Annotated in this window: 29 protein-coding genes; 17 read left to right on the forward strand and 12 right to left on the reverse strand. The window is 59.5% G+C overall.

Features of this window, described 5'->3' with window-relative positions:
- Positions 1-155 precede the first annotated feature (155 nt).
- Genes EAH78_RS32695 through EAH78_RS12060 form a run of 3 tightly spaced genes read left to right on the forward strand, consistent with a single transcriptional unit; the run spans position 156 to position 2681 of the window.
- Complete coding sequence (locus EAH78_RS32695) at positions 156-1094, forward strand: PAAR domain-containing protein (RefSeq protein ID WP_240051875.1); 939 nt, start codon at positions 156-158, stop codon at positions 1092-1094.
- Between the two features lie 13 nt (positions 1095-1107).
- A complete protein-coding gene (locus EAH78_RS32700) occupies positions 1108-2016 on the forward strand; it encodes a phospholipase effector Tle1 domain-containing protein (protein WP_240051876.1) in 909 nt (302 codons plus the stop codon).
- An 11-nt stretch (positions 2017-2027) separates the two neighbouring features.
- Complete coding sequence (locus EAH78_RS12060; protein WP_140667737.1) at positions 2028-2681, forward strand: DUF2931 family protein; 654 nt, start codon at positions 2028-2030, stop codon at positions 2679-2681.
- 180 nt (positions 2682-2861) lie between these two features.
- Here EAH78_RS12060 and EAH78_RS12065 read toward each other — a convergent pair whose 3' ends face one another.
- Positions 2862-3440 carry a hypothetical protein gene (locus EAH78_RS12065; protein ID WP_140667738.1) on the reverse strand — a complete coding sequence of 193 codons (579 nt, stop codon included), beginning with the start codon at positions 3438-3440 and terminating at the stop codon, positions 2862-2864.
- Between the two features lie 210 nt (positions 3441-3650).
- Between EAH78_RS12065 and EAH78_RS12070 the strand changes: the two genes are divergently transcribed.
- Complete coding sequence (locus tag EAH78_RS12070; protein WP_275671713.1) at positions 3651-4046, forward strand: TetR family transcriptional regulator C-terminal domain-containing protein; 396 nt, start codon at positions 3651-3653, stop codon at positions 4044-4046.
- Between the two features lie 56 nt (positions 4047-4102).
- Here EAH78_RS12070 and EAH78_RS12075 read toward each other — a convergent pair whose 3' ends face one another.
- Entirely contained in the window at positions 4103-4636 is a 534-nt protein-coding gene (locus EAH78_RS12075) for a cysteine hydrolase family protein (protein ID WP_140667739.1), read from the reverse strand.
- Positions 4637-4704: 68 nt separating this feature from the next.
- Complete coding sequence (gene ggt, locus EAH78_RS12080; RefSeq protein ID WP_140667740.1) at positions 4705-6432, reverse strand: gamma-glutamyltransferase; 1728 nt, start codon at positions 6430-6432, stop codon at positions 4705-4707.
- Positions 6433-6581: 149 nt separating this feature from the next.
- Here ggt and EAH78_RS12085 point away from each other — a divergent pair, with 149 nt between their 5' ends.
- Complete coding sequence (locus tag EAH78_RS12085) at positions 6582-7097, forward strand: methylated-DNA--[protein]-cysteine S-methyltransferase (protein WP_140667741.1); 516 nt, start codon at positions 6582-6584, stop codon at positions 7095-7097.
- 150 nt (positions 7098-7247) lie between these two features.
- On the opposite strand, the gene EAH78_RS12090 is transcribed toward EAH78_RS12085, so the two are convergent.
- Positions 7248-7841, reverse strand: coding sequence for an NUDIX domain-containing protein (locus EAH78_RS12090; protein ID WP_140667742.1), 594 nt, complete (start codon positions 7839-7841; stop codon positions 7248-7250).
- Between the two features lie 232 nt (positions 7842-8073).
- On the reverse strand, positions 8074-8511 hold the full coding sequence (locus tag EAH78_RS12100) for a hemerythrin domain-containing protein (RefSeq protein WP_140667744.1): 438 nt from the start codon (positions 8509-8511) through the stop codon (positions 8074-8076).
- A gap of 130 nt (positions 8512-8641) precedes the next feature.
- Between EAH78_RS12100 and EAH78_RS12105 the strand changes: the two genes are divergently transcribed.
- A complete protein-coding gene (locus EAH78_RS12105; protein ID WP_140667745.1) occupies positions 8642-9067 on the forward strand; it encodes a GNAT family N-acetyltransferase in 426 nt (141 codons plus the stop codon).
- A gap of 186 nt (positions 9068-9253) precedes the next feature.
- On the opposite strand, the gene EAH78_RS12110 is transcribed toward EAH78_RS12105, so the two are convergent.
- Positions 9254-9604: a hypothetical protein gene (locus EAH78_RS12110; RefSeq protein WP_140667746.1), complete on the reverse strand. Its 351-nt coding sequence runs from the start codon at positions 9602-9604 to the stop codon at positions 9254-9256.
- A 141-nt stretch (positions 9605-9745) separates the two neighbouring features.
- Here EAH78_RS12110 and EAH78_RS12120 point away from each other — a divergent pair, with 141 nt between their 5' ends.
- From EAH78_RS12120 to EAH78_RS12160, 9 genes are all read left to right on the forward strand, one after another.
- Positions 9746-9994: a hypothetical protein gene (locus tag EAH78_RS12120; protein ID WP_027925145.1), complete on the forward strand. Its 249-nt coding sequence runs from the start codon at positions 9746-9748 to the stop codon at positions 9992-9994.
- Positions 9995-10014: 20 nt separating this feature from the next.
- Positions 10015-10344, forward strand: a complete 330-nt coding sequence (locus EAH78_RS12125; RefSeq protein WP_140667747.1) for a DUF6388 family protein — start codon at positions 10015-10017, stop codon at positions 10342-10344.
- Between the two features lie 25 nt (positions 10345-10369).
- Positions 10370-11074 carry a YoaK family protein gene (locus EAH78_RS12130; RefSeq protein ID WP_140667748.1) on the forward strand — a complete coding sequence of 235 codons (705 nt, stop codon included), beginning with the start codon at positions 10370-10372 and terminating at the stop codon, positions 11072-11074.
- A 207-nt stretch (positions 11075-11281) separates the two neighbouring features.
- The gene (gene tusD / locus EAH78_RS12135) at positions 11282-11674 is read left to right on the forward strand and encodes a sulfurtransferase complex subunit TusD (protein WP_123432542.1); all 393 of its coding nucleotides are present in this window, start codon (positions 11282-11284) and stop codon (positions 11672-11674) included.
- A 1-nt stretch (position 11675) separates the two neighbouring features.
- Positions 11676-12038, forward strand: a complete 363-nt coding sequence (tusC, locus tag EAH78_RS12140; RefSeq protein ID WP_140667749.1) for a sulfurtransferase complex subunit TusC — start codon at positions 11676-11678, stop codon at positions 12036-12038.
- The gene (gene tusB, locus EAH78_RS12145; RefSeq protein WP_140667750.1) at positions 12038-12331 is read left to right on the forward strand and encodes a sulfurtransferase complex subunit TusB; all 294 of its coding nucleotides are present in this window, start codon (positions 12038-12040) and stop codon (positions 12329-12331) included. Before tusC ends, tusB begins: the two co-directional genes overlap by 1 nt.
- Positions 12328-12663, forward strand: coding sequence for a TusE/DsrC/DsvC family sulfur relay protein (locus EAH78_RS12150; protein WP_140667751.1), 336 nt, complete (start codon positions 12328-12330; stop codon positions 12661-12663). Before tusB ends, EAH78_RS12150 begins: the two co-directional genes overlap by 4 nt.
- Positions 12660-13661 carry a glycosyl transferase family protein gene (locus tag EAH78_RS12155; protein WP_140667752.1) on the forward strand — a complete coding sequence of 334 codons (1002 nt, stop codon included), beginning with the start codon at positions 12660-12662 and terminating at the stop codon, positions 13659-13661. Before EAH78_RS12150 ends, EAH78_RS12155 begins: the two co-directional genes overlap by 4 nt.
- Positions 13662-13754: 93 nt before the next feature.
- Complete coding sequence (locus EAH78_RS12160) at positions 13755-14762, forward strand: glutathione S-transferase family protein (RefSeq protein ID WP_140667753.1); 1008 nt, start codon at positions 13755-13757, stop codon at positions 14760-14762.
- Positions 14763-14890: 128 nt separating this feature from the next.
- Here EAH78_RS12160 and cysG read toward each other — a convergent pair whose 3' ends face one another.
- The 6 genes from cysG to EAH78_RS12190 all read right to left on the reverse strand — a co-directional run bounded on the left by cysG (position 14891) and on the right by EAH78_RS12190 (position 22605).
- Positions 14891-16285 (reverse strand): siroheme synthase CysG, encoded by a 1395-nt coding sequence (gene cysG / locus EAH78_RS12165; protein ID WP_140667754.1) that lies wholly within the window; start codon positions 16283-16285, stop codon positions 14891-14893.
- Entirely contained in the window at positions 16286-17566 is a 1281-nt protein-coding gene (gene serS, locus EAH78_RS12170) for a serine--tRNA ligase (RefSeq protein WP_140667755.1), read from the reverse strand.
- Between the two features lie 16 nt (positions 17567-17582).
- Positions 17583-17957 carry a fluoride efflux transporter CrcB gene (gene crcB / locus EAH78_RS12175; protein WP_140667756.1) on the reverse strand — a complete coding sequence of 125 codons (375 nt, stop codon included), beginning with the start codon at positions 17955-17957 and terminating at the stop codon, positions 17583-17585.
- A complete protein-coding gene (locus tag EAH78_RS12180; RefSeq protein WP_140667978.1) occupies positions 17957-19279 on the reverse strand; it encodes a replication-associated recombination protein A in 1323 nt (440 codons plus the stop codon). Before EAH78_RS12180 ends, crcB begins: the two co-directional genes overlap by 1 nt.
- 228 nt (positions 19280-19507) lie before the next feature.
- Positions 19508-20131 (reverse strand): outer membrane lipoprotein chaperone LolA, encoded by a 624-nt coding sequence (gene lolA, locus EAH78_RS12185; RefSeq protein WP_027925132.1) that lies wholly within the window; start codon positions 20129-20131, stop codon positions 19508-19510.
- 68 nt (positions 20132-20199) lie between these two features.
- On the reverse strand, positions 20200-22605 hold the full coding sequence (locus EAH78_RS12190; protein WP_140667757.1) for a DNA translocase FtsK: 2406 nt from the start codon (positions 22603-22605) through the stop codon (positions 20200-20202).
- A 308-nt stretch (positions 22606-22913) separates the two neighbouring features.
- On the opposite strand from EAH78_RS12190, the gene trxB reads away from it, so the two are divergent.
- Together trxB and aat are read left to right on the forward strand one after the other, a co-directional pair.
- Positions 22914-23873 (forward strand): thioredoxin-disulfide reductase, encoded by a 960-nt coding sequence (gene trxB, locus EAH78_RS12195; RefSeq protein ID WP_140667758.1) that lies wholly within the window; start codon positions 22914-22916, stop codon positions 23871-23873.
- Positions 23874-23937: 64 nt separating this feature from the next.
- On the forward strand, positions 23938-24618 hold the full coding sequence (gene aat / locus EAH78_RS12200) for a leucyl/phenylalanyl-tRNA--protein transferase (protein ID WP_140667759.1): 681 nt from the start codon (positions 23938-23940) through the stop codon (positions 24616-24618).
- The last annotated feature ends 18 nt before the right edge of the window (positions 24619-24636 follow it).

Raw genomic sequence — 24636 nt, forward strand, 5'->3', positions numbered from 1 at the left:
ACTGACAGTGGCTTCAGATGCAGATTTAGTCTTATATGCTCCAACACCTGGACACGAGCCAAGTACGTTGTTGAGTACTTGAGGAAACGTCTGATTGTTTTCTATAAAGAGCGTCAGCATGGTGCTGCCTCTGAACACTGATAGGGAAGTCAAAAATGTCCGGCAAGCCTGCTGCGCGTAAGACCGATTCCGTGAGCTGTCCCCGCTGTGGTGGAACAGCCATCGAATCCGGCTCACCCAATGTATTTTTTGATGGTCTACCCGCTGCCCGGGTAACCGACTGCACCACCTGCGGCAGTATCTTGACCATGGCCGCCATGTCCTCAGTCCAGATCAATGGCCAGGCCGCGCTGGTCACCGGTTCGCAAGGTACGCATGGCGACACCATCACGGGTGGGTCATCGAGCATCATCATCGGTAACAGCTTCACGCCGGCACCTGTTTCGCCGGTCAGTCCGATGCTGGCTCATTTGATTGAGCCTTCCGGTTACCGCCCCTCAATCACTGTATCTGCCCCAGCCCCAGCCCCAACGCCAGTCGCTGCTGCTGACGACTCGGTTTTAGAGGAGGAAGAAGAGGAAGAAGAGCTGGATGAAGAGAAACCGGTGGGTATCACCTTGCGCATCGGTGTGTTCTTCGATGGCACGCTGAATAACGCAAATAACGGTGAAATGGGACTGCTGTGTGGCGCTGCTCACCCCATCAAGCCCGAAGATTTGGACGCTAGTTGTAAACCTTACATGTCCGACCCGGACAGCAGTTATGCAAATGATGAATCGAATATCAAAAAGCTGAGCGATTTGTATTTTGCTCCCGACGAACTTCAAGATATGGCCGGTCAGCAGCAGCTATTCAAGTCTCTCTACATTGAGGGTATCGGCACGATAACAGGTCAGGCGGATAGCATGACGGGCGCGGGCATGGGACGTGGTGCTACAGGGGTTAGCGCCAAGGTAGAAGACGCCTTTCGTCAAATTTCGAGGACTATCCTCGGGATCATCCAAAGCACCCCAAGTACGAAAATTATCAACCTGACGTTTGACACGTTCGGTTTCAGTCGGGGGGGGGGCGGCGGCGCGCCACTTTGCCAATGAAGTGGCGTTAGGCATGAATGGCCCTTTGGGGCAAATCCTTAAGATTCTTCGCGGCGCCTTCCATCAGGCGTTTAGTGGCCAGTATCAGCACGATATCAACATGGCTTTTATCGGCTTGTTCGATACCGTCCCATCGGTAGGCGGCTTGGCCAACCTGGGCTATATACGAAGCCAAACTCAACCAGGTCTCAAGCTGTACCTGCCTCGCCACTTGTTTCCAAATGTCGTCCAATTGGCTGCCCGGGATGAAATCCGCGCTAACTTCGCCTTGAACCGAGTAAAACCCGATCACCTGGAAATTACATTGCCCGGTGTTCACTCGGACCTTGGCGGTGGCTACTTTCCTGAGTCCGAAGAGAACCTGCTGATCAGTCCGATGCAGGTGCTGGTTGTCCCCGGTACGACGGACGTGAAAAACACCTCGATCTATCAGGAAGCGCAACAGGTGAAGGCTCAGTGGGAAGCCAAAGGTTGGCCGTCCGAAATGCTGGAGGTAGTAACACCGTATGTTCGGGGCTTGCCTCGATCTCAGCAAAATAGCTCTAACCCTGACAAGCAGGTCTATGCGGCATTACGGCTCAAACGACCTGTACAAGGTGAATTGTCGCGAGTTTACCTGCGGGTGATGTACTCGCTGGCCAAGGAACGGGGAGTGAAGTTTAAGCCGCTAGATGAGCAGTATCCGTCCTACTTCATCCCTGCGGAGCTACAGGCACTAAGCGAGCGCTTTGTCGGGGGCGACTACAGTACAACGCCCGCCGAGGAGCAACTGCTCAAATTGCGGTACATTCACACTTCCGCCAGTTGGAACCCACCAACAATCCTGCAAGGTTCGACACCTCGAACCAGCGCGAAACTGCTCTATTTTAATGCCCCCACAGCGGACGGGATCCGCGTACAACATCCCCATGTACCCGACTAGGAGTCACGAATATGCGCACACTAAGGATCATATTAGGGGTTCTGCTGGTGAGTGGTTGCCAAGCCTCAGGTCAGCCTTTTGGAAGATCAGATCCCGACGCCGGACCGTGGGCGCTGGGTTTCGTCACACCGTATGCGATGGATGGCTGGGTGGAGGACGCGGCCACGATCGATGCTCATGGGACTCTCTATCGTCAGATCAACAGCGGAGCATCAGGGGGAAAGAAAAACGGTAAAAACGGCGCACATGGCTGGGCAGTTGATGGTATCGGCAGCGAAAGAAACGTGAGGGATGCCAAACTTCCGGTACGCATTTATGTCCGTTGGCAATCTTTAGTCGAGCCGCAAACCTATCAAGGCTGGATTGAAATTCCGGAAGCTGCGCGCCAGGTCATGCGTACTGCCCTGACAAAAGACTGCCCAGCCTTCGGGGAGGCGAATGCTTTGCCAAAAAACGCCTCTATCAGGCTCGGTTTGGCACCAGGCGGAGTGGTGCAAGTCTGGGTATTTGATGAATGCCTACGCCCGGTGAATGTAGCCCATGCGCAGGTCGAAATCGAGCCTAAGGGACCTGGTTTAGGACTCTCCCATGGGAGCTATTTCCCATTGGAGGAAAATTCCAAACGCTATATCGAAAAGTACGGTATCCCCTACGGAAGCTGGTGATTTGAGCGAATATTCAGCCCGTAAACTGGCGGGCCTATTTTTCTATCGTTTGGCCAGCCCCTGGGGCGTTCAGATTCCGACGCCGGACCGGGGACGAAAATAGATCCGGACGGTGTGGTGCAGGTTTGGACTCAGTTCGCGCCTGCACCTGCTACCTAAGATCCCTTCTCCTGCCGGAACTCAGTGCTTGCTAGTAACCTTGAGAACATCGGTATAAGTCATACGAATGCTCTGCCCGACTTTCAAATTTTTCAATTTCGCCTGAATCTCTGGCCTGACAACGTCAACAACCTTAGTACCCCCCACTGCATTTTCAAATGTCAGTTGATTGTCCTGCAGGTCGATGTTGGTTATTTTCAATTGCAAGCGAACCAGTCGGTACGCTTCTCCTCCTGGATTCGGGTTGCTTTGAGTCGCACGCACGGCCCCCACAGTTTCTTCATTTTCTGGCAGGCCCTGTTGAATGTCGGTGTCCAGGTCGGCCGCCACCGAGTGAATGACTTCAACGTTGACCTGATCGCCTGGTTTCAAGTGGTTCAGATCTTTGGCGCGGTCGGTGAGTTGAACGTGGACTGGGTGCCCCTGCGGTCCTTCGACAACGATCTGGTGCTTGGCGGGATCAACAGCCAGAACGGTGGTCACGACTTGATCCGCTATCACGTCAGACGCTATCGGGATTTCAGCAGCCACTGCGGTGAGGCTAGCGGCTGTCAGCAGCATGGAGACTGCCAAGGCTTTGTTCAGTGCACTCAATTTCATTGGTTTTTCCCTTTTGAGTTAATCAAGGCATCGGTACGGGTGTAAAAAACGCCGTTGGCTCCTTAGGCGGGGACGGCCGAGGAATTGCCGCATCGGTCAGCCCGTAACAGTAAAAAATTCTCATACCGCAACTAAAAGGTAGGCTAATAAAGCTGTATCCACCGACATTGTTGGTGCCGCAGACGCAATAGCTAAACGACGGCATCATTACTGGCCCTCACGCTATATAGTTTTGTATATTGCGAAGCCCAATTCCCGCACATTGCCAAGGTGTTCAGTGGTGATCTGCTGCTGGGCGCCCGGCAATTGCCCGAGGAGTGCCGGGACCTGCTGTATGCCGAGGCGCAACGCAATGTGAAGTGCCTGAGTAGCTGGATTGATCGCGGACTGTTGGCGCCGGTGGACCCGGAGCATTTAATGCTGTTCATCTGGTCGGCGACCCGCACCTACACCAATCTGGGCTGGCAGATGGCGCACATCACCGGGCAGCAGACGCCGCAGGATGAGGATTACGCGATGGCGGCGGCGACCATCACGCGGCTGGTGTTGGGGGGTGTGGTGCCGGAGGTTGCGCGGTCGCCGAGGAAGTTGATGTTTGTGACGTGAGCGCTGGCGGGCGCTGTGCAGCCTGAAGCGTACAGGCCTCAGGGCTGACAGTGGCTTCAGATGCGGATTTCAGCCGCTGGCTTCACATCGATCCGGGCCATCGGGCCGGTCAGGTGCGCCAGTATCTCGTTGTGCTCGGCGATGATGTCTTCGGCGCTGAGGTTACCGTTGTTGACGGTGGAGTGCGCGTCCGCCGCCAGTTCCACGTCGTAACCCAGTTTCAGTGCCTGGCGCACGGTTGCGTTGACGCAGTAGTCGGTTTGCAGCCCACAGATGATCAGGCGCTCGAAGTCTTCTCTCGGCAGCAGCTTTTCCAGATTGGTTTGGTAGAACGAATCCGCGGTGGTTTTGCGTACGTAATGATCCGTGGGCTCGGTGTCCAGATTATTGGCCAGTTTCCAGCCGTCGGTGCCGTATGCCTGCGGGCTCCCCTCTTCCTCATGCTGTATGAAAACGACCGGCACCTTGGCTATCCGGGCTCGGGTGCTGAGGTGGTTGATGCTTTCAATAACGCGGTTGATCTCAAAGCACTCGTACTCGCCAGAGCACAGCGCCTGCTGGACGTCGATGATTAACAGTGCAGTGGCCATGATTCGTTCCTTGAAAAATCAATGGATCAGGGGACGAACATAGATCCGTCCCCCTTCAAACACAACCGCTAGTAGCCGAGTGACAACCCGGTGTTGCGACGAGGGTCGTTGGCGCCGTAGTAGCGGTTTTTGCCGACTGGTTTACCTGCCAGCGATGGTGCGCCGACCAGGATCGCCTCGACGTGGTTGGCGTCTTGTGGCCCGGCAAACTTATGCCCCCAGCTTTCGAGGATCTTCACCGTGTCCGGGCTGGTGGTGAAGGTCTCCAGGTTGGTCTCTTCCGGCAGCCATTGCTGGTGGAAACGCGGGGCGTCCACCGCTTCCTGGATGTTCATGCCGTAGTCGATCACGTTGAGCATGGTCAGCAAGGTGGCGGTAATGATGCGGCTACCGCCGGGGGTGCCGACGACCATCACGACCTTGCCGTCCTTGGTGACGATGGTCGGGCTCATGGACGACAGCGGCGCCTTGCCGGGTGCGATGGCGTTGGCCTCCCCTTGCACCAGGCCGTACATGTTCGGTACGCCGATTTTCGAGGTGAAGTCGTCCATTTCGTCGTTGAGAATGACCCCGGTTTTACTGGCCATGACGCCGGCGCCGAACCAGTCGTTGAGGGTGTAGGTCATCGACACCGCGTTGCCCCATTTGTCGACGATGGAGAAGTGCGTGGTGTTGCTGCCCTCATGCGGCGCGACGCCGGGTTTGATGTCGCGGGACACGCCGGCTTTATGCGGCTGGATCGCGGCGCGCAGTTTGGCGGCGTAGTTTTTGTCCAGCAGGTGCGCGATCGGGTTTTTCACGAAATCCGGGTCGCCGAGGTAGCTGTTGCGGTCCACATAGGCGTGGCGCATCGCTTCGATCTGATAGTGCATGCCTTGGGCCGAGTGGTACCCCAGGTCTTTCATCGGGTAACCGTCGAGGATGTTCAAGATCTCGCAGATCACCACCCCGCCGGAGCTTGGCGGCGGTGCCGAGACCACGTGGTAACCGCCATAATCGCACTCGATGGGCGCCAGTTCGCGGGTTTTGTATTTGTCGAGGTCGGCCTGGGTGATGATGCCTTTGTTGGCCTGGCTGGAGGTGACGATGGCGTCAGCGACCCAGCCTTTATAGAAACCGTCGGCGCCCTTCTCGGAGATTTCCCGCAGGGTCTTGGCCAGGTCCTTCTGCACCAGTTTTTGCCCGACTTGCATCGGCTCGCCGTTGCTGAGGAAGATCGAGCCGGAGTCCTTCATGTCTTTCTTGAACACGTCCGTGGCGTAGTCGAGCAAATCGACATCGCCCTGTTCCAGGGCAAACCCGTCCTCGGCCAGTTTGATCGCCGGGGCGATCACTTCCTTGCGCGGCTTGGTGCCGTACTTGCTCAGGGCCAGCTCCATGCCGGACACGGTGCCTGGCACGCCGACGGCCAAGTAGCCACGGGTACTTAGGTCGGGGACGACATTGCCTTCTTTGTCGAGGTACATGTTGGCGGTGGCGGCCAGCGGGGCTTTTTCACGGAAATCGAGGAAGGTCTTGCGCCCGTCCGCCAATTGAATGGTCATGAAACCGCCGCCACCGAGGTTGCCCGCTGCGGGATAGACCACCGCCAGCGCGTAAGCCACCGCGACGCCGGCATCCACGGCGTTGCCGCCGTTTTTGAGTACGTCGACCCCCACCTGGGAGGCCAGATGCTGGGCCGTGACCACCATGCCGTTTTCGGCGGCGACGGGGGCTACGGAGGCGGCATGGGCAGTGAGACAGCTAAGTGCCAATGACGTCGCGATGAGCGATTTGGCAAAAGATTCGTACTTCATGAGTCGGTCTCTTTTTGTTTTTAGGGTCTGAAAAAAGCAGAGAAAACGTTTCAAGAACAGAAGGCAGTATGGCTGGGATTACACATTGCGCCTCCCCGTCGAGGCGGTATGCTGAGCCTCTGTTCAGCCCTTCTGCGGAGTCCGCCAGCATGACCTACACCTTCACCACCCTGGCGTCTCCGGTCGGCGAACTGAAGCTGGTGGCGAAAGAGGCAAGACTGGCGGCCATCCTCTGGGAAAACGACAAACCGAACCGGGTGCGACTGGGCCCGATGCACGAAGCGCCGGACAACCCGATCCTGGCGCGCGCCGTTCAGCAGTTGCAGGAATACTTTGCCGGCACCCGAAACCGCTTCGATCTGGAGCTGGATTTTGCCGGCACGGATTTTCAGAAGAAGGTGTGGCAGGCCCTGCTGACCATCCCGTTCGGCGAGACGCGCAGCTACAGCCAGATTGCCGAGCAGATCGGCAACCCGAGCGCGGTTCGGGCGGTGGGCGCAGCGAATGGCAAGAACCCGATCTCGATTGTTGCACCTTGCCATCGGGTGATCGGCGCCTCGGGCAAGCTCACCGGGTTTGCCGGCGGGCTGGAGGCGAAAGAACGGTTGCTGACGCTTGAAGGGTGCGAGTGGTCAGGGACCAGCAGAACGGGCGACTTGTTCTGAGCTGACTAACCCGAACGTGGTGGCGAGGGAGCTTGCTCCCGCTCCAGTGCGCAGCGCTGGCACAAATCTTCGACGATGCCAATGTTTTGGGGGCCGCTTCGCAGCCCAGCGCGAGCAAGCTCGCTCGCCACAGGGTTCAGGTGTCAACTCTCAGGCCGCGGTGAAAATGTTTTTCATCGCCGCGTATTGCAACAGCATGATGGTTTTGGCGTCGCAGATCTCTCCGCGATAAAACGCTTCAAGTGCCTCGTCGAAGGCCCACTCCAGCACTTCCAGTTCTTCGGTCTCTTCCTCCAGCCCGCCGCCATCGCTGACTTTCGCCGCGGCGTCGTACTCGGCAATAAAAAAGTGCAGCTTTTCAGTGACCGAGCCGGGGCTCATGTAGGACTCGAAAACTTTCTGTACGTGGTGCACGCGGTAGCCGGTTTCTTCCTCGGCTTCGGCGCGGATGCGCTCTTCCGGCGCCGCCCCTTCGAGCAACCCGGCGGCCACTTCAATCAACAAACCGTCATGGCCGTTAACGAACACCGGCAAGCGGAACTGGCGGGTCAGCACCACAGTGCGCTTCTCGCGGTTGAACAACAGAATCGCCGCGCCGTTGCCCCGGTCGTAGACCTCGCGGGTCTGACGTTGCCAGTCACCGTTGTTGCGCTGATAGTCGAAAGTGATTTTCTTCAGCAGGTACCAGTCGTGGGACAACACCTGGGATTCGATTATGTTGACCCGTTCGGCTGTGTTCACCATGGCACCGCATCCTTTTTCGTGAGAGGCGCCCATGGTAGGCGAAAACGGAAAAGCCCTGCATCCCTGGCAATCCTGTCCACCTAAGAAAATCTCGCGGAAAACGGAAACCTGTGGCGAGGGAGCTTGCTCCCGTTGGACTGCGCAGCAGTCCCCTTCTTTTTGGGTGAAGTGGAGGGCCGCTTCGCGCCCCAGCGGGAGCAAGCTCCCTCGCCACAATAAGGCTCGGAACGCTTCAGGACAGCTGCGCCTTGTATTCTTTTTCGTACTGGCCGGCGAGGGTTTCTTTCTGCTTGTCATCGAGCAGTTTGCCGGCCATCTGGAAGAACTTCTGCTCTTCCTCTTTCAGGTGGTGATGGACCTTCTCGGCCAGCTTCTTCGCGGTCGCCAGCCACGCCGGGCTGGACATCTCGGTCTCGTCCAGTTCCTCCATCATTTCGTCCATTTCGTGGTGCTCGGCGATGGCGTGGCGGCTCAGGTCGACGCCGTTGTCGAACTCCATCAGCGGAATGTAGAAATGGCGCTCCTCGGCGGTTTCGTGGGCCTGGAGCTCGGACTTGAGCTGTTTGTAAGCCTCGACCCGCTCCGGGGTGTCGCCACTGGTTTTGATCAGCGCATCGGCATAGCTGCGTTGACGCTCGTGACTCTCACGCAAGGCTTCGAAAATATTCACGGGGTGTCCTCATTCATTGGCCGCGTTCTGAAATGACGCTCTTTAGGCTAGACATCCGCGCGAGGGCGACGGTTCCACAATTGCCGCGAGCACGCTAGGCTGCCGGTTCATTGCCATAAGGATGTCGCTCATGACCCTGCGAATCGAAAAATCGCAAAACCCCACGGACGAAGAACGCGAGGCGATTCTCACGCCGTTGCGCGCCTACAACGCCGCGCAGGCTGGCCCGGGCAATCCGCAACCGCTGGCGTTGCTGGTGCGCGACGACAAAGGCGAGATTCTCGGCGGGTTGTATGGCCGGTTCTTTTACCAGTGGTTGTTTATCGAGTTGCTGTCGGTGCCCGAACAAGCCCGGGGACAGGGTTTGGGCTCGAAGCTGATGCAGATGGCCGAAGACCTGGCGCGAGAAAAGGAATGCGTGGGGATCTGGCTGGACACCTTCGACTTTCAGGCGCCGGAGTTTTACAAACGGCTCGGTTACAGCGAACTGGGCCAGATTGCCGACTACCCGCCGGGCCACAAACGCCATTTCTTCCAGAAGCGCCTGATCAACTGATCAACACACAACCCTGGAGTGAGCCTTTGTGGCGAGGGGGCTTGCCCCCGTTGGGTCGCGAAGCGGCCCCTGCACTTTTTCAAGCCAACCGAGTCGCCTGGATTTACGACTGCTTCGCAGCCGAACGGGGGCAAGCCCCCTCGCCACAAAGGCCCGCTCCCACAGGGGTATTGCGTCAGCCTTGGATCAGAGGCAAGTCGCCAACGCCGCTAAACGGCGCTTGGCCACGAAATCATCATGCTGCGCGTAGTAATTGATCACGGTGCCGGACGCATCGGTGGTCACGTCGATAAAGGATTCCGCCGATCGCGTGTAAACGGTCGAACCGCCCTTCTTGCCCGGCTGCAAATACGCGCCGGCATCGACGCCAAACACTGCCTCGTCCTGCCAGGAAAACTGCACGCACTGGGCCACAACCATTTCCGGCTTGTTCGAGTTCAGGGTTTTGTACGGGGCCTTGGTGCGAGCATCGTCCATCACCGAGCCCGCGCATCCCGCCAGCAACGTTACGGCCAGCGCCACCATCAGAATTCGCATTACGTTCGCTCATCAAGAAAAAGCGGACTGTATCACCGTGGCGCGGCGTTTCGTTCTGCTTTACTGCATTTATACCGCGACACCGCGTAACGATTCGCGCACCCTGTCGCGCCATAAACACCGCCTTTTTCTGGAGACCCCATGACACCCAACGCCGAATTCTACAAACCAACCCCTGAATACGCCGACAAACTGATCAGCCAGATTGGCCAGACGCCGTCCTGGATTGCCAAGCGCATCGGCGTCACCGACAAGCGCATTCGTTACATCCTCGACGGCGAACGTACCGTCAAAGGCGAGACCACGCCGATCAAGATGACCTATACCGAGCAGTTCGCCCTCGAATGCCTGGCCGCCGCGGCCAAGGCCAGCAAGAAACAATCTTCGTAACCCGTAATCAAGGAGCGACCATGGCGGCAACCGAACAGCAACACGAGCAGGCGCTGAAGAAGTTTCTCGACGAGCGCCCTGAACTGCGCCACGAACTCGACAACCTCAACCCGCTGCTGGCCCAGGCCAAAGGCGAGACTGCCGCGCAGTACCGCGACGAGCGACTGCACGAAGCCTTCGAAGCCGAGGCCGAGCGCTTGGGGCTGTTTGCCTGGGAACTGACGCTGCAACTGACTGCGCTCACGGCGGAGGACTATCAGGCCCAACGCCGGGAAGTGCACAAGGAAGTCGCAGAGATGGCCGGCATGGACTGGCTGGACTATTGCGAGTTATACGGGATAGAACCGTAACCCCTGCACAAGGATGCCCGCACAGATGCTGCCTTCCGCCGCCTCAACCCACGCCAGTCCCGGCCACCTGCACACGCAAAAGTGGCGCGGGCGCATCGGCATGACACTGGTGGCCATGCTCTCGGTTCTTGCCGGCATGACCGACGCCATCGGCTTCATGGCCAGCGGCGATTTCGTCTCGTTTATGAGCGGCAACACCACGCGCCTCGCCGTCGCCATCAGCGTCGGCGATCTGGGGCTGACCGGGCGTTTGCTGCTGCTCGTGGCCACGTTCATCGTCGGCAACGCCTTGGGCATTATCGTCAGCCGCCTCGGCGGGCGACGGGCGCTGCCCTTGATGCTGACCATCGCCGCGCTGCTGTGCGGGGCTGCCATCTGGCCTTACGACGAACAATTGCCCGCGCTGCTGGCGGCGATCATTGCCATGGGCATGCTCAATGCCGCGGTCGAGGAAGTGAACGGCCTACCGGTGGGCCTGACCTATGTCACGGGCGCCCTGTCACGCTTCGGACGCGGGTTGGGGCGCTGGATGCTCGGCGAGCGGCGCAATGGCTGGAGGGTGCAATTGATCCCCTGGACCGGGATGTTCGCCGGGGCGGTCCTTGGGGCGGTGCTGGAACATCATTTGGGGCTTCAGGCGTTGTTTGCCAGTGGGCTGCTGGCGGGGGTGGTGGGGGTGGTGTCGTTGAAGATTCCGCGGCGGTGGCAGTTGGGGTATATGCCTCGCTGAATCTGGTGTTGCCTGACAGGCCGCCTTCGCGAGCAAGCCCGCTCCCACATTCGATTTGCGATCAATCATGATTTTGTGATCGACAGAAATCTAATGTGGGAGCGGGCTTGCTCGCGAAGGCCGCAACTCGGCCCAGAGCGAAAACGCCCTTCGCCGCCCCGCCGATAAAGCTTTATCATGGCCGCAGTTTCGCTGATCGAGTCCGTCATGAAGTTCGCCATCGCGCTGTTTTCCGCCGCCCATGCGCCCTCCTCGCGCCGCGCCCTGTTGTTTGCCCAGGCTGCGTTGGCCGGTGGGCATGAGATTGTCCGGCTGTTTTTCTATCAGGACGGCGTCTACAACGCGTCCGCCAGCGTGGTCACCCCGCAAGATGAACTGGACCTGCCCAAGCAATGGCGCGCGTTTGTCAGCGAGCATCAATTGGACGGCGTGGTGTGTATCGCCGCCGCCCTGCGCCGTGGCGTGTTGAACGAGGAAGAAGCCGGGCGTTATCAGCGTGACGCCGTTGCCGTGGGCGCGCCGTGGGAACTGTCTGGCCTCGGCCAGTTGCATGACGCGGTGCAAGACGCGGACCGCTTGATCTGTTTCGGAGGCGCGTGAGATGCCTAAATCCCTGCTGATTATCAGCCGTCAGGCGCCATGGTCCGGGCCGAATGCCCGCGAAGCACTGGACATCGTGCTCGCCGGCGGCGCCTTCGACCTGCCGATCGGCCTGCTGTTTCTCGATGACGGGGTGTTTCAACTCGCCGCGAAGCAGGACGCCAAGGCACTGCAACAAAAAGACCTGAGCGCGAACCTGCAAGCCTTGCCGATGTTTGGTGTCGAGGAGCTGTTCGTCTGCGCTGACAGTGCCGCAGAACGTGGGCTCGATCCTTGCGCTTTTTCGCTGGAAGAAGCCCAGGCGCTGACCGCCCACGACATCACCGCCCTTATAGACCGTTACGACCAGGTGATCACCCTCTGATGTCGACTTTGCATGTGTTGTCTCATTCCCCGTTCGGCGACGATCGCCTGAGCAGTTGCCTGCGCGTGATCGGCGTCAACGATGCGCTGCTGCTGACCGGCGACGCGGCCTATGCCTTGCAACCGGACACCGCACCTTTCAGCGCGCTGAACACTCGTGGCCTGAACCTGTTCGTACTGGCCGAGGACATTCAAGCCCGGTCCATTGAAACGCCAGACTGGGCCAAGGCCATCGATTACCCGGCGTTCGTAGAGCTGTCGATTCACTACGACAAGGTCAACAGCTGGCTATGAATTCCCTGACAGTCGGCGCTCGCGCCATCGCGTTGGACAAGGACGGGTTCCTGGTCGAACTGAGCGACTGGTCTGCTGAGGTGGCCAGCGCCCTCGCCGCTGCCGAAGACATCGAGTTGAGCCCTGAACATTGGGAAATCCTCGAACTACTGCGCCGTTTCTACGAAGAATTCCAGCTGTCGCCGGCCACCCGCCCGTTGATCAAATACACCGCGTTGAAGCTCGGCCCGGAAAAAGGCAACAGCCTGCACCTGAACCGACTGTTCAAAGGCACCCCTGCCAAACTCGCCGCGAAACTGGCGGGCCTGCCCAAACCGACGAATTGCTTATGACCGACTTCCCAGCGCTGACCCTCGAAACACCCGCCGAACACCCGTTCGCCCAGTTCGTGCGAATCCTCGGCAAAGGCAAACGCGGCGCCCGCGACCTGACGCGTGAAGAAGCCCGTATCGCCATGGGCATGGTGCTCGACGACAAGGTCGAAGACACCCAGCTCGGCGCGTTTCTGATGTTGCTGCGGCACAAGGAAGAAAGCGCCGAGGAAATGGCTGGCTTTACCGAAGCCTTGCGGGAACGTTTGCAGGCGCCCGCCTTGAACGTCGATCTCGACTGGCCGACCTATGCTGGCAAGAAACGTCATCTGCCGTGGTACCTGCTCGCGGCCAAGTGCCTGGCGCAGAACGGCGTGCGCATTTTCATGCATGGCGCCGGCGCGCACACGGCCGGGCGGCTTTACAGCGAACAACTGCTGGAAGGACTGAACATTCCACTGTGCCGCAATTGGCAACAGGTGGGTGCGGCACTGGATAACGGCGGCCTGGCATTCATGCCGCTGGTGGATTGGGCACCGCAACTGCAGCGCATGATCGACCTGCGCAATACCCTGGGCCTGCGCTCGCCGATCCATTCCCTGACGCGCATCCTCAATCCATTGGGCGCGCGTTGCGGCCTGCAAAGTATTTTCCACCCCGGCTACCAGGCGGTGCACCGCGATGCCAGCGGCTTGCTGGGCGACACGGCGATTGTGGTGAAGGGCGACGGCGGCGAGATCGAGATCAACCCGGACGCCGACAGCCATTTGTACGGCACCACCGGTGGTGAAAGCTGGGACGAAGAGTGGCCGCAACTGTCGGCCCAGCGTCACGTCAAACCCGCCGCGCTCGACCCTGAGCATATGAAGGCCGTGTGGCGCGGTGACGTAGTCGACAGCTACCCGCAAATGGCCCTGATTTCGACCATGGCCCTGGCGTTGCGCGGGCTCGGCCAATCCCGTGATCAGGCGTTCGAAACGGCCCAGCAATATTGGGATGCTCGCAACAGATCGATTTAACCGATCATAACTGCCCAACCTTTGCGCTATTTGTTCGAACTCATGGGCATAGACTCCTCTCCAACGATTTACTGGGTTTGAGGAGTCTTGATCATGGGTTTATTAGTCGAAGGCCGCTGGCAGGACCAGTGGTACGAAAGCGGCAAAGACGGCACGTTCCAGCGTGAACAGGCGCAGCGCCGCAACTGGGTAACCCCCGACGGCAAGCCGGGCCTGACCGGTGTCGGTGGCTTTGCCGCCAAAGCCGGCCGCTATCACCTCTACGTGTCCCTCGCCTGTCCGTGGGCTCACCGCACATTGATCCTGCGCAAACTCAAAGGCCTCGACAGCTTGATCGACGTGTCGGTGGTCAGCTGGCTGATGCTGGAAAACGGCTGGACTTTCGACCAGAGCCTGGGCTCCACCGGCGACAAGCTCGATCACCTCGACTTCATGCACCAGCGCTACACCGCCGACACCGCCAACTACACCGGCCGCGTCACAGTGCCGGTGCTGTGGGACAAGCAGCAGAACCGTATCGTCAATAACGAATCGGCGGAGATCATCCGCATGTTCAATAGCGCATTCGACGATCTGACCGGCAATGACCTGGATTTCTATCCTGAGCCACTGCGGGGTGAGATCGATGCGTTGAATGAGCGGATTTACCCGGCGGTGAACAACGGCGTGTACCGCGCCGGGTTTGCGACGTCACAGCATGCTTATGAAGAAGCGTTCGATGGTTTGTTTGAAGAACTGGATCGACTGGAGAAGCTGTTGAGCGCCAATCGTTACCTGACCGGCGAATACCTGACCGAAGCGGATATTCGGCTGTTCACCACGCTGATTCGTTTTGACGCGGTGTACCACGGGCACTTCAAGTGCAACCTGCGGCGAATTGCCAATTATCCGAACCTGTCGAACTGGCTGCGGGAGATTTATCAGTGGCCGGGGATTGCCGAGACGGTGAGTTTTGAGCACATCAAGCATCACTACTATGGCAGTCACAAGACCATCAACCCGACCGGGATTGTGCCGAAAGGGCCGGAGCAGGACTTCACCGTGGCGCATGATCGGGCGCGGCTGGATGGGAAAGGGGTTTGGCGCAGGAATCAGGCTTGATCGGAATTCTGCATTGATTTTGAAGGCCCCTTCGCGAGCAAGCCAGCTCCCACATTTAACCGTATTCTTCAGTTAGAACTCGGTCGAATGTGGGAGCGGGCTTGCTCGCGAAGAAGGCGACTCGGTCTCTAGACTTGCGCCTGAGCCCCTTCAAACCACGCCAGTTTCTCGCGCAGCTTCACCACTTCCCCGACAATCACTAACGTCGGCGCATGCACTTCATGCTCCGCCACCAACCGTGGCAGATCCGCCAACGTGCCAGTAAACACCCGCTGATTGACCGTGGTGCCCTGCTGAATCAACGCCGCCGGGGTATCCGCCCCGCGACCGTGCTTGATCAACTGCTCGCAGATGATCGGCAAGCCCACCAGGCCCATATAGAACACCAGCGTCTGCGCCGGCGCGACGAGGTCGGCCCATGGCAGATCGGAGGAGCCGTCCTTCAAATGCCCGGTGACAAACCGTACCGATTGCGCGTAATCACGATGGGTCAGAGGAATCCCGGCATACGCCGCGCAACCGCTGGCTGCCGTAATACCCGGCACCACCTGGAACGGGATGCCGTGGGCCGCCAGTTCTTCGATCTCTTCACCGCCGCGACCGAAGATGAACGGATCACCGCCCTTCAATCGCACCACGCGCTTGCCTGCCTTGGCCAAATCGACCAATTGCTGGTTGATCTGATCCTGCGGCACGGCGTGATCGGCGCGGCGCTTGCCGACGTAAACACGCTCGGCATCACGACGGCACAATTCCAGAATCGCCGGGGCCACCAAACGGTCGTATAGCACCACGTCGGCTTGCTGCATCAGGCGCAAGGCACGGAACGTCAGCAGGTCGGGATCACCCGGCCCCGCCCCGACCAGGTACACCTCGCCGGTCGTGACATCTGCTTCACCGTCGATTTTCGCCTGCAACAGACGCTCGGCTTCGGCGCCCTGCCCGGCCAGTTGCCGGTCAGCAATCGGGCCTTGAAAGACGTCTTCCCAGAATCCGCGACGCTGCTGCACATCCGGGAACAGGCCTTTGACCTGATGACGGAATCGCGCCGCCAGGCCCGCCAGTTGGCCATAGGTCGAAGGAATCCAGGTCTCGATCTTGGCGCGAATCAACCGTGCCAGCACCGGCGCATCGCCGCCGCTGGACACCGCGATAATCAAGGGCGAACGATCGACAATCGCCGGAAAGATCACGCTGCACAGGGCCGGCGCGTCCACGACGTTGACCGGCACACACCGCCGATGGGCATCGGCGGACACTTGCGCGTTCAACGGCTCGTCGTCGGTGGCGGCAATGATCAGCCCGCAACCGTCCAGATCCGACTCGACATAACCGCGTAACAGGCAATCGCCACCGCTGCCGGCCACCAGTTCGCGCAGTTGCGGTTCGATTTCAGGTGCAACCACCCGCAGCAGCGCACCGGCATCGGCCAGCAGACGGGATTTGCGCAAGGCAATCTCCCCCCCACCGACAACCAACACACGACTGCCGCGCAGGTTGTGAAACAGCGGCAGATAGTTCATTTAGCCGATGACCTCAAGGCCACCCATGTACGGCTTCAGCACGTCAGGCACGCGGATCGAACCGTCGGCCTGCTGATAGTTCTCCAGCACGGCTACCAAGGTACGACCGACCGCCAGGCCGGAGCCGTTGAGGGTGTGAACCAGTTCAGGCTTGCCGGTTTCCGGGTTGCGGAAACGCGCTTGCATGCGACGGGCCTGGAAATCGCCGCAGTTGGAGCACGACGAAATCTCGCGGTACTTGTCCTGGCTCGGAATCCACACTTCCAGGTCGTACGTCTTGACCGCGCTGAAACCCATGTCGCCGGTGCACAGCGCCAGGGTACGGTAAGGCAGTTCCAGCAGTTGCAGGACTTTCTCGGCGTTGGCGGTCAGGCCTTCCAACGCTTCCATCGAGGTCGACGGCTCAACAATCTGGACCATTTCAACCTTGTCGAACTGGTGCTGACGGATCATCCCGCGGGTGTCACGACCCGACGCACCGGCCTCGCTACGGAAGCATGGCGTGTGGGCCACGAACTTGATCGGCAACAGTTTCGAATCGACGATTTCGCCGGCGACGATGTTGGTCAGCGACACTTCGGCGGTCGGGATCAGGTACAGATCGGCTTCGCCTTCGCGAGCGATCTTGAACAGGTCTTCTTCGAACTTCGGCAGTTGACCGGTGCCTTGCAGCGCCGGGGCCTGGACCAGATAAGGCGTGTAAGCCTCTTCGTAGCCGTGCTCGGTAACGTGCAGGTTGATCATGAACTGCGCCAGTGCACGGTGCAGACGGGCAATCGGGCCGCGCAACAGAGCGAATCGTGCGCCAGACAGCTTGGCGGCGGTTTCGAAGTCCAGCCAGCCGAATTTCTCGCCCAGGGCCACGTGGTCCTGAACCGGGAAATCGAACTTGGTCGGGGTGCCCCAGCGACGGACTTCAACGTTGCCGTCTTCGTCTTCGCCAATCGGCACCGATTCGTGCGGCAGGTTCGGGATGCCCAGCAGGATCGAATCCAGATCGGTCTGGATCGCGTCCAGTTCGACTTTACCGGCGCTCAATTCGTTGGCCATGCGCTCGACGTCGGCCATCAGTGGCGCGATGTCTTCGCCGCGCTGCTTGGCCTGACCGATGGATTTGGAACGGGCATTACGCTCAGCCTGCAGTGCTTCGGTGCGGGTCTGGACGGTCTTGCGCTGTTCTTCCAGCGCTTCGATGCGCGCAACATCCAGCGTGTAGCCACGGGATGCCAGGCGGTCCGCTACGTCCTGAAGGTTGCTACGTAACAGTTTGGAATCGAGCATGTCGGTTTCTCGTTTATCAAAGTTTGGTCAAGGACAGGCCGGCCCAGGTGGCGAGCAGCCCGCCGAATACGCTGATGGCAGCATAGCCCAGGGCTAGCGGCACTTGCCCGCTTTCAAGCAGGCGCACCGTATCCAGTGAAAAGGATGAAAAAGTCGTCAGCCCCCCGAGGAAGCCGACCATCAACCCGGCACGCACCTCAAGCGGCACCTCCGGGCGAATTAAAAACAGACCGTAAAGAACGCCGATCAGCAAACAGCCGACGATATTAACGGCCAGCGTCGCGGTATAGAAGTGCCGAGGCCAGTTCGCGTTGATCCAGTTGCCGGTGGCAAAACGCAACAGCGTGCCGGCGACACCGCCGATGGACACCGCGATGACCAATGGAATCACTATTTTCTCCGCTGCCGAGGGCTTAGACGGTCAAGTTGGGCGAGGTGATTGAGCTTCTCGCCGATCTTCAATTCCAGGCCACGCGGCACCGGCTGATAGAACGGCTGCGGTTCGAGTTCTTCCGGGAAGTAGTCCTCGCCTGCGGCGTAGGCATCCGGCTCATCGTGGGCGTAACGGTATTCGTCGCCGTAACCGAGTTGCTTCATCAGTTTGGTCGGGGCATTGCGCAGGTGCAGCGGCACTTCCAGCGAACCGTGTTCGGTGGCGCTGCGCATCGCTGCCTTGAAGCCCATGTACACCGCGTTGCTTTTCGGCGCGCAAGCCAGATAGGTGATGGCCTGAGCCACCGCCAATTCACCTTCGGGACTGCCGAGGCGCTCCTGCACTTCCCACGCCGCCAGGCACAGGCTGAGGGCCCGCGGGTCAGCATTGCCGATGTCTTCGCTGGCCATGCGCACCACGCGTCGGGCCAGGTACAGCGGATCGCAACCACCGTCGATCATCCGCGCGAACCAATACAGCGCGCCGTCCGGGTTGGAGCCGCGCACCGACTTATGCAGCGCAGAAATCTGGTCGTAGAACGCCTCACCGCCCTTGTCGAAACGCCGACGGGTATCGCCGAGCAGACTTTGCAGCAGATCGACGCCGATCTCGTTGTTGTCTTCGGCCAGGTCCGAGGCGTTTTCCAACAGATTGAGCAGCCGCCGGCCATCACCATCGGCGGCGGACAACAGCATCTGGAAGCCTTCATCGCTGAGCGCCAGTTGCCGCTTGCCCAGGCCACGCTCCTCGGTCAGTGCGCGATGCACCAATTTGCGCAGGGCCGCTTCGTCGAGGCTCTTGAGCACATAGACGCGGGCCCGCGAGAGCAAGGCGTTGTTGAGTTCGAACGAGGGGTTTTCGGTAGTCGCGCCGATGAAAATCAGCGTGCCGTCTTCAACGTACGGCAGGAACGCGTCCTGTTGGGACTTGTTGAAGCGGTGCACTTCGTCGACAAACAGGATCGTGCGTTTGCCGTACTGCCCGGCCTGTTGCTTGGCGATTTCCACCGCCTGACGAATTTCCTTCACGCCGGCCAGCACCGCCGAGACCGTTTCAAAGTGCGCATCCGAGACTTCCGCCAGCAACCGCGCCAGGGTGGTTTTGCCCACGCCCGGCGGGCCCCAGAAAATCATCGAATGCAGGGCACCCTGCTCCAGCGCTTCGCGCAAAGGCTTGCCGCGAGCGAGCAGGTGTTCCTGACCGACGTACTCATCCAGATTGGCCGCGCGCAGGCGGGCGGCCAAGGGCTGAGCAATCGGGGCGCTGCGAAACAGGTCCATCACGACTTGCGAAACCTCACTCTCTTACGTTCTCGAATCTGGCGAAATTCTGTGGGAAATGGCTTACCTGTGGCGAGGGGGCTTGCCCCCGTTGGGTTGCGAAGCGACCCTAAATTCTGCAATCGCGTTATATCAGGTATGCCGCATCCACCGGGTTTACGACTGCTCCGCAGCCGAACGGGGGCAAGCCCCCTCGCCACACAAGCCCGCTCCCACAGGTATTGCGTTTTATTCCTGAATCACGTCCGCCCCTTTAGGGATATCGAACTTGAACTTGGACGCCGGGATCGGCTCGTTGGCCTTCACGCCAGTGAACAGGATATTGGTGCGCTGACCGACGCTGTCGATCAGTTGCATGTCATTGACCAAACCGTTACGGAACGACAGGCGCAGGCTGTCGAACAGGGTGTCCTTGGTTTTCGGCTTCAGGGTGAAGTCGATCACGCCGCCGGCTTCCTTGGCGCTGATGTCGAAGCTCTGGCTGATCTTGGACACGTCACCGGACAGCAGCAAAGCCGGGGTCTGGGTCAGACGCATGTCGAGGGTCTTGATAGTGACCTGTTCCAGATCCGGGTCCCACAGCGTGACCTTCTTGCCGTCGGACACCATGGTTTGTTCAGCCGGTGCATTGGTGTGCCAGTAGAACAGACCCGGGCGCTGCAACGACATATCGCCAGCGGTTTCCTGCAACTGGGTGCCGCTGCCATCAAGCGTCAGCTGGGAGAAACGTGCGGTCAATGTCTGGGATTTTTCCAGCAGTTGGGTCAGGCGCGCCACGTCCTTGTCATCGGCGTGGGCCGAGAGTGTGGTCAAAGCCAGTACCGGCAGCAACAGCATGCGGATAAGACGCATGGGAGTCCTCTTGATATTCGTGGGGTTTGCGAGTGGCGCGTCACTGCGCCACCCTGCTTCAAATCAAATCAGTCGCGTACCGGGCCAGGCGCCAGGACTTCACGCGAACCATTGGTGTTCATGGACGTCACGACCCCGGCCATTTCCATGGCTTCGATCATGCGTGCGGCGCGGTTGTAGCCGATTTTCAGTTTGCGCTGAACGGCCGAGATGGACGCACGACGGCTTTCGAGGACGAACTGCACTGCTTCGTCGTAGAGCGCATCGGTTTCAGCATCATCGTCGCCACCACCGCCGCCATTCTCAAAGCCGCTGCCGGCTTCTTCGACACCAGCGAGGATCTCGTCGTTGTATTCCGGTGCGCCGCGCAGTTTCCAGGCCTCCACCACACGGTGAACCTCGTCATCGGACACGAATGCGCCGTGTACACGAATCGGCAGACTGGTGCCCGGTGGCATGTAGAGCATGTCACCGTGACCCAGCAGTTGTTCGGCGCCGCCTTGGTCGATGATGGTCCGGGAGTCGATTTTGCTCGATACCTGGAACGCCATACGCGTCGGGATGTTGGCCTTGATCAGACCGGTGATCACGTCAACCGAAGGACGCTGGGTCGCCAGGATCAAGTGGATACCGGCCGCACGGGCCTTCTGGGCGATACGGGCGATCAGTTCTTCAACTTTCTTGCCGACGATCATCATCATGTCGGCAAATTCGTCGACGACCACGACGATGGTCGGCAGCTTGGTCAGCAGTGGCGCTTCGTCGTGAATGCTTTCGCGCTTGTACAGCGGGTCGGTCAGCGGCGTGCCGGCGTCCTGGGCTTCCTTGACCTTGGCGTTGAAGCCAGACAAGTTGCGTACGCCCATCTTCGCCATCAGTTTGTAGCGCCGCTCCATCTCCGCCACGCTCCAGCGCAGGGCGTTGGCCGCGTCCTTCATGTCGGTCACGACCGGGCACAGCAAGTGCGGAATGCCTTCGTAGATCGACAGTTCAAGCATTTTCGGGTCGATCATGATCAGCTTCGCGTCTTCCGGACCCGACTTGAACAGGATCGACAGGATCATCGCGTTCACGCCCACCGACTTACCGGAACCGGTCGTACCGGCCACCAGCAAGTGCGGCATTTTTGCCAGGTCAGTGATGACCGGCTTGCCGCCGATGTCGTGACCGAGGGCCAGGGTGACCGGCGACTTGAAGTTGTCGTACTCGGGAGTCGACAGCACTTCGGAGAAACGCACGATCTGCCGGTCTTCGTTGGGGATCTCGATACCGACGGTGGTCTTGCCCGGAATCACTTCAACCACACGCACGCTGGTCACGGCCAGGGAACGCGCAAGGTCTTTCGCCAGGTTGGAAATGCGACTGACTTTCACACCGGCGGCCGGTTGAATTTCGTAACGGGTAATCACCGGGCCCGGGTGAATCGAATCCACCGAAACTTCGACGCCGAACTCCTTGAGCTTGATCTCCAGCAAATGACCCACCGCAGCCAGGGATTCGGGCGAGTAATTGAGTTGTTTCTTTTCTGCCGGGTCGAGAATCGAAATCGGCGGCAACGTGCCTTCCACGGCGCTGTCGACGAACAACGGCGCCTGTTTCTCTTTCTCCACACGCTTGCTCGGTGCAGCGGGTTTCGGCGGCGCTGGCGCGATCACCGGCGGCACCTGCTTCTCGCGTTCCAACATGTGCTTGCTCAGGGCCTGTTCGCGTTCGATCAGGCGTTCCTTGACCTTGGCCTGCTCGCGCTTGTCAGTGATGGTCGGTGCAACCACGTCATGCACACGATCGTCGACTTCACGCAGTTGCGCCACCAGTTGCTTGCGTTCGGTACGGGCCGCCCACCAGCGATTGGCCGCACCCTGGAACAGTTCAAACAGGTCGAGGGTGATCTTGCCGGTGACGTCCATCACCTTGAACCACGACAAGTCGGTGAACACCGTCAGGCCGAACAGGAACAGCGCGATGAACAGCAGCGTGCTGCCCTGGATGTTCAGCGCGTTCTTGGCCAGGTCGCCAAGGCTTTCGCCCAATGCGCCGCCAGCACCTGCCGGAAGACCGGTGGCGGCGTGGAAATGGATGTGCGCCAAGGCAGCGCCGGACAGCACCAGAAACACCAGGCCGATCAGGCGCCATGAGAACAGCCAGCCGCTCCACTGCCACGGTTCATGGCGCTGACGGAAGATCTGATAGACCTTGACCGCGAGCAACAACGGAAAGATGTAGGCGAAGTAACCCAGCACCATGAACAGGATGTCGGCACTGTAGGAACCGGCGGGGCCGCCGAAATTCTGCACGTCATCAATTTTGCTGTTGTGGCTCCAGCCCGGATCGTCCTTGCCGTAAGTCAGCAAGGCCATCATCAGGAACAGGCACAAGGCGCCGATGGCGATCAATGCACCTTCCTTGAGCCGGTAGTGCAAATGCTGGCGCCAGAGCGGAACGACTGTTTTGGGTGCTGCGGTGGATTTCTTCAAAACGCTTCTTTTCCTGCGCCCGAGGCGCGTCCATCTGTTGAATGACTATAAAAAACTGCCCAATCCAGGCAGGTAAAAAAGTGAACAGGCGCAACCGGGACTACTTTTAACACTGCACCCCGTCTTTTATAAACACGGTGAGCACTGCTTATTTTGTTACAACCCCCTTTGCACGCAGGCATTGTACGGGTTTGTGCGCCCGTTAACATGCGTGAGGCATTGGGTACAGCATAGCCAAAAAGTGCCGGTACAGGCGGCCAATTTGAGCATGCATTCTCTTTCGTGACAAAGGCTTATGAGGTGTTTTTATGAGCGAAGCGAAGCATTCACGCCTGATCATTCTGGGTTCCGGCCCTGCCGGTTACAGCGCAGCCGTTTATGCCGCCCGCGCCAACCTCAAACCCGTTGTCATTACCGGCATACAGGCAGGTGGCCAGCTCACCACCACCGTCGAAGTCGACAACTGGCCCGGTGACGTCGAAGGGCTCACCGGCCCGGTGCTGATGGAACGCATGCAAAAACACGCCGAACGCTTTGACACTGAGATCGTTTACGACCACATCCATACCGCCAAGTTGCAACAGCGCCCATTCGAACTGATTGGCGACGGTGGCACCTACACCTGCGACGCCCTGATCATCGCCACCGGCGCTTCGGCGCAATACCTGGGCTTGCCCTCGGAAGAGACGTTCGCCGGCCGAGGGGTTTCCGCCTGCGCCACCTGCGACGGCTTTTTCTACCGCAATCAGGTGGTGGCGGTGGTCGGCGGCGGCAATACCGCCGTCGAGGAAGCTTTGTACCTGTCGAACATCGCCAAGGAAGTCCATCTGATTCACCGCCGCGATAAGTTGCGCTCGGAGAAGATCCTCCAGGACAAGCTGTTCGAAAAAGCCGCCAACGGCAATATCCGCCTGCACTGGAATCAGAATCTCGATGAAGTGCTGGGCGATGCCAGCGGCGTGACCGGCGCGCGCCTGCGCGACAGTCTGACCGGCGAAACCCGTGAATTGTCGCTGGCCGGCGTGTTCATCGCCATCGGCCACAAACCCAACACCGATCTGTTTATCGACCAACTGCCGATGCACGACGGTTATCTGCGGGTCAAAAGCGGTAACGAAGGCGACGCCACCGCCACCACCATCCCCGGCGTGTTTGCCGCTGGCGATGTCGCCGATCACGTTTACCGCCAGGCCGTCACGTCCGCCGGGGCCGGTTGCATGGCCGCGCTGGACGCCGAGAAATACCTCGACGACATTCCGGCCGTTTAACGGCACACTTTACGGCGGGCCCACCAGCCCGCCACCGCCCTCCCCTTCTGCAAGCCCGGATGCCATGCTGACTTGGTTACAACGCAATACCCTGACCTTTCCCCCGCTGGACAAAGCCATGCGCGACCCCAACGGGTTGCTGGCCGCCGGGGGCGACCTGTCTGCCGATCGTCTGATTCAGGCCTATCGCCACGGCTGCTTTCCATGGTTCTCCGAAGGCCAGCCGATTCTCTGGTGGTCGCCGGATCCGCGCACCGTGTTGTTTCCCGACGAACTGCACGTTTCCCGCAGCCTGGGCAAATTGCTGCGCCAACAGCGCTACACAGTGACCTTCGATCAGGATTTCGACGCCGTCATCCGTGCCTGCGCCGCCCCGCGCGATTACGCCGATGGCACCTGGATCACCCAGGCCATGCAGGACGCCTACATTGAACTGCACCGGCGTGGCCATGCACATTCGGTGGAAGTCTGGGATCAGGACGAACTGGTCGGCGGGCTCTACGGCCTGGCGATGGGGCAGTTGTTCTTCGGCGAGTCCATGTTCAGCCGTGCCGACAACGCCTCGAAATTTGGTTTTGCCACACTGGTGCGACATCTGAAAGACTCGGGCTTTGTGCTGATCGACTGCCAGATGCCGACCGATCATCTGCACAGTCTCGGCGCACGAGCGATCCCACGCCGCGAATTTGCCGGTTATCTGTCGCAGCATCTGGATCAACCCAACCGCGCCACATGGGTTTGCTGAGCGACTTTCGCGCGGGTG

The sequence above is a fragment of the Pseudomonas arsenicoxydans genome, assembly GCF_006438915.1.
In the GTDB taxonomy this organism is placed as follows: Bacteria; Pseudomonadota; Gammaproteobacteria; order Pseudomonadales; family Pseudomonadaceae; genus Aquipseudomonas; species Aquipseudomonas arsenicoxydans_A.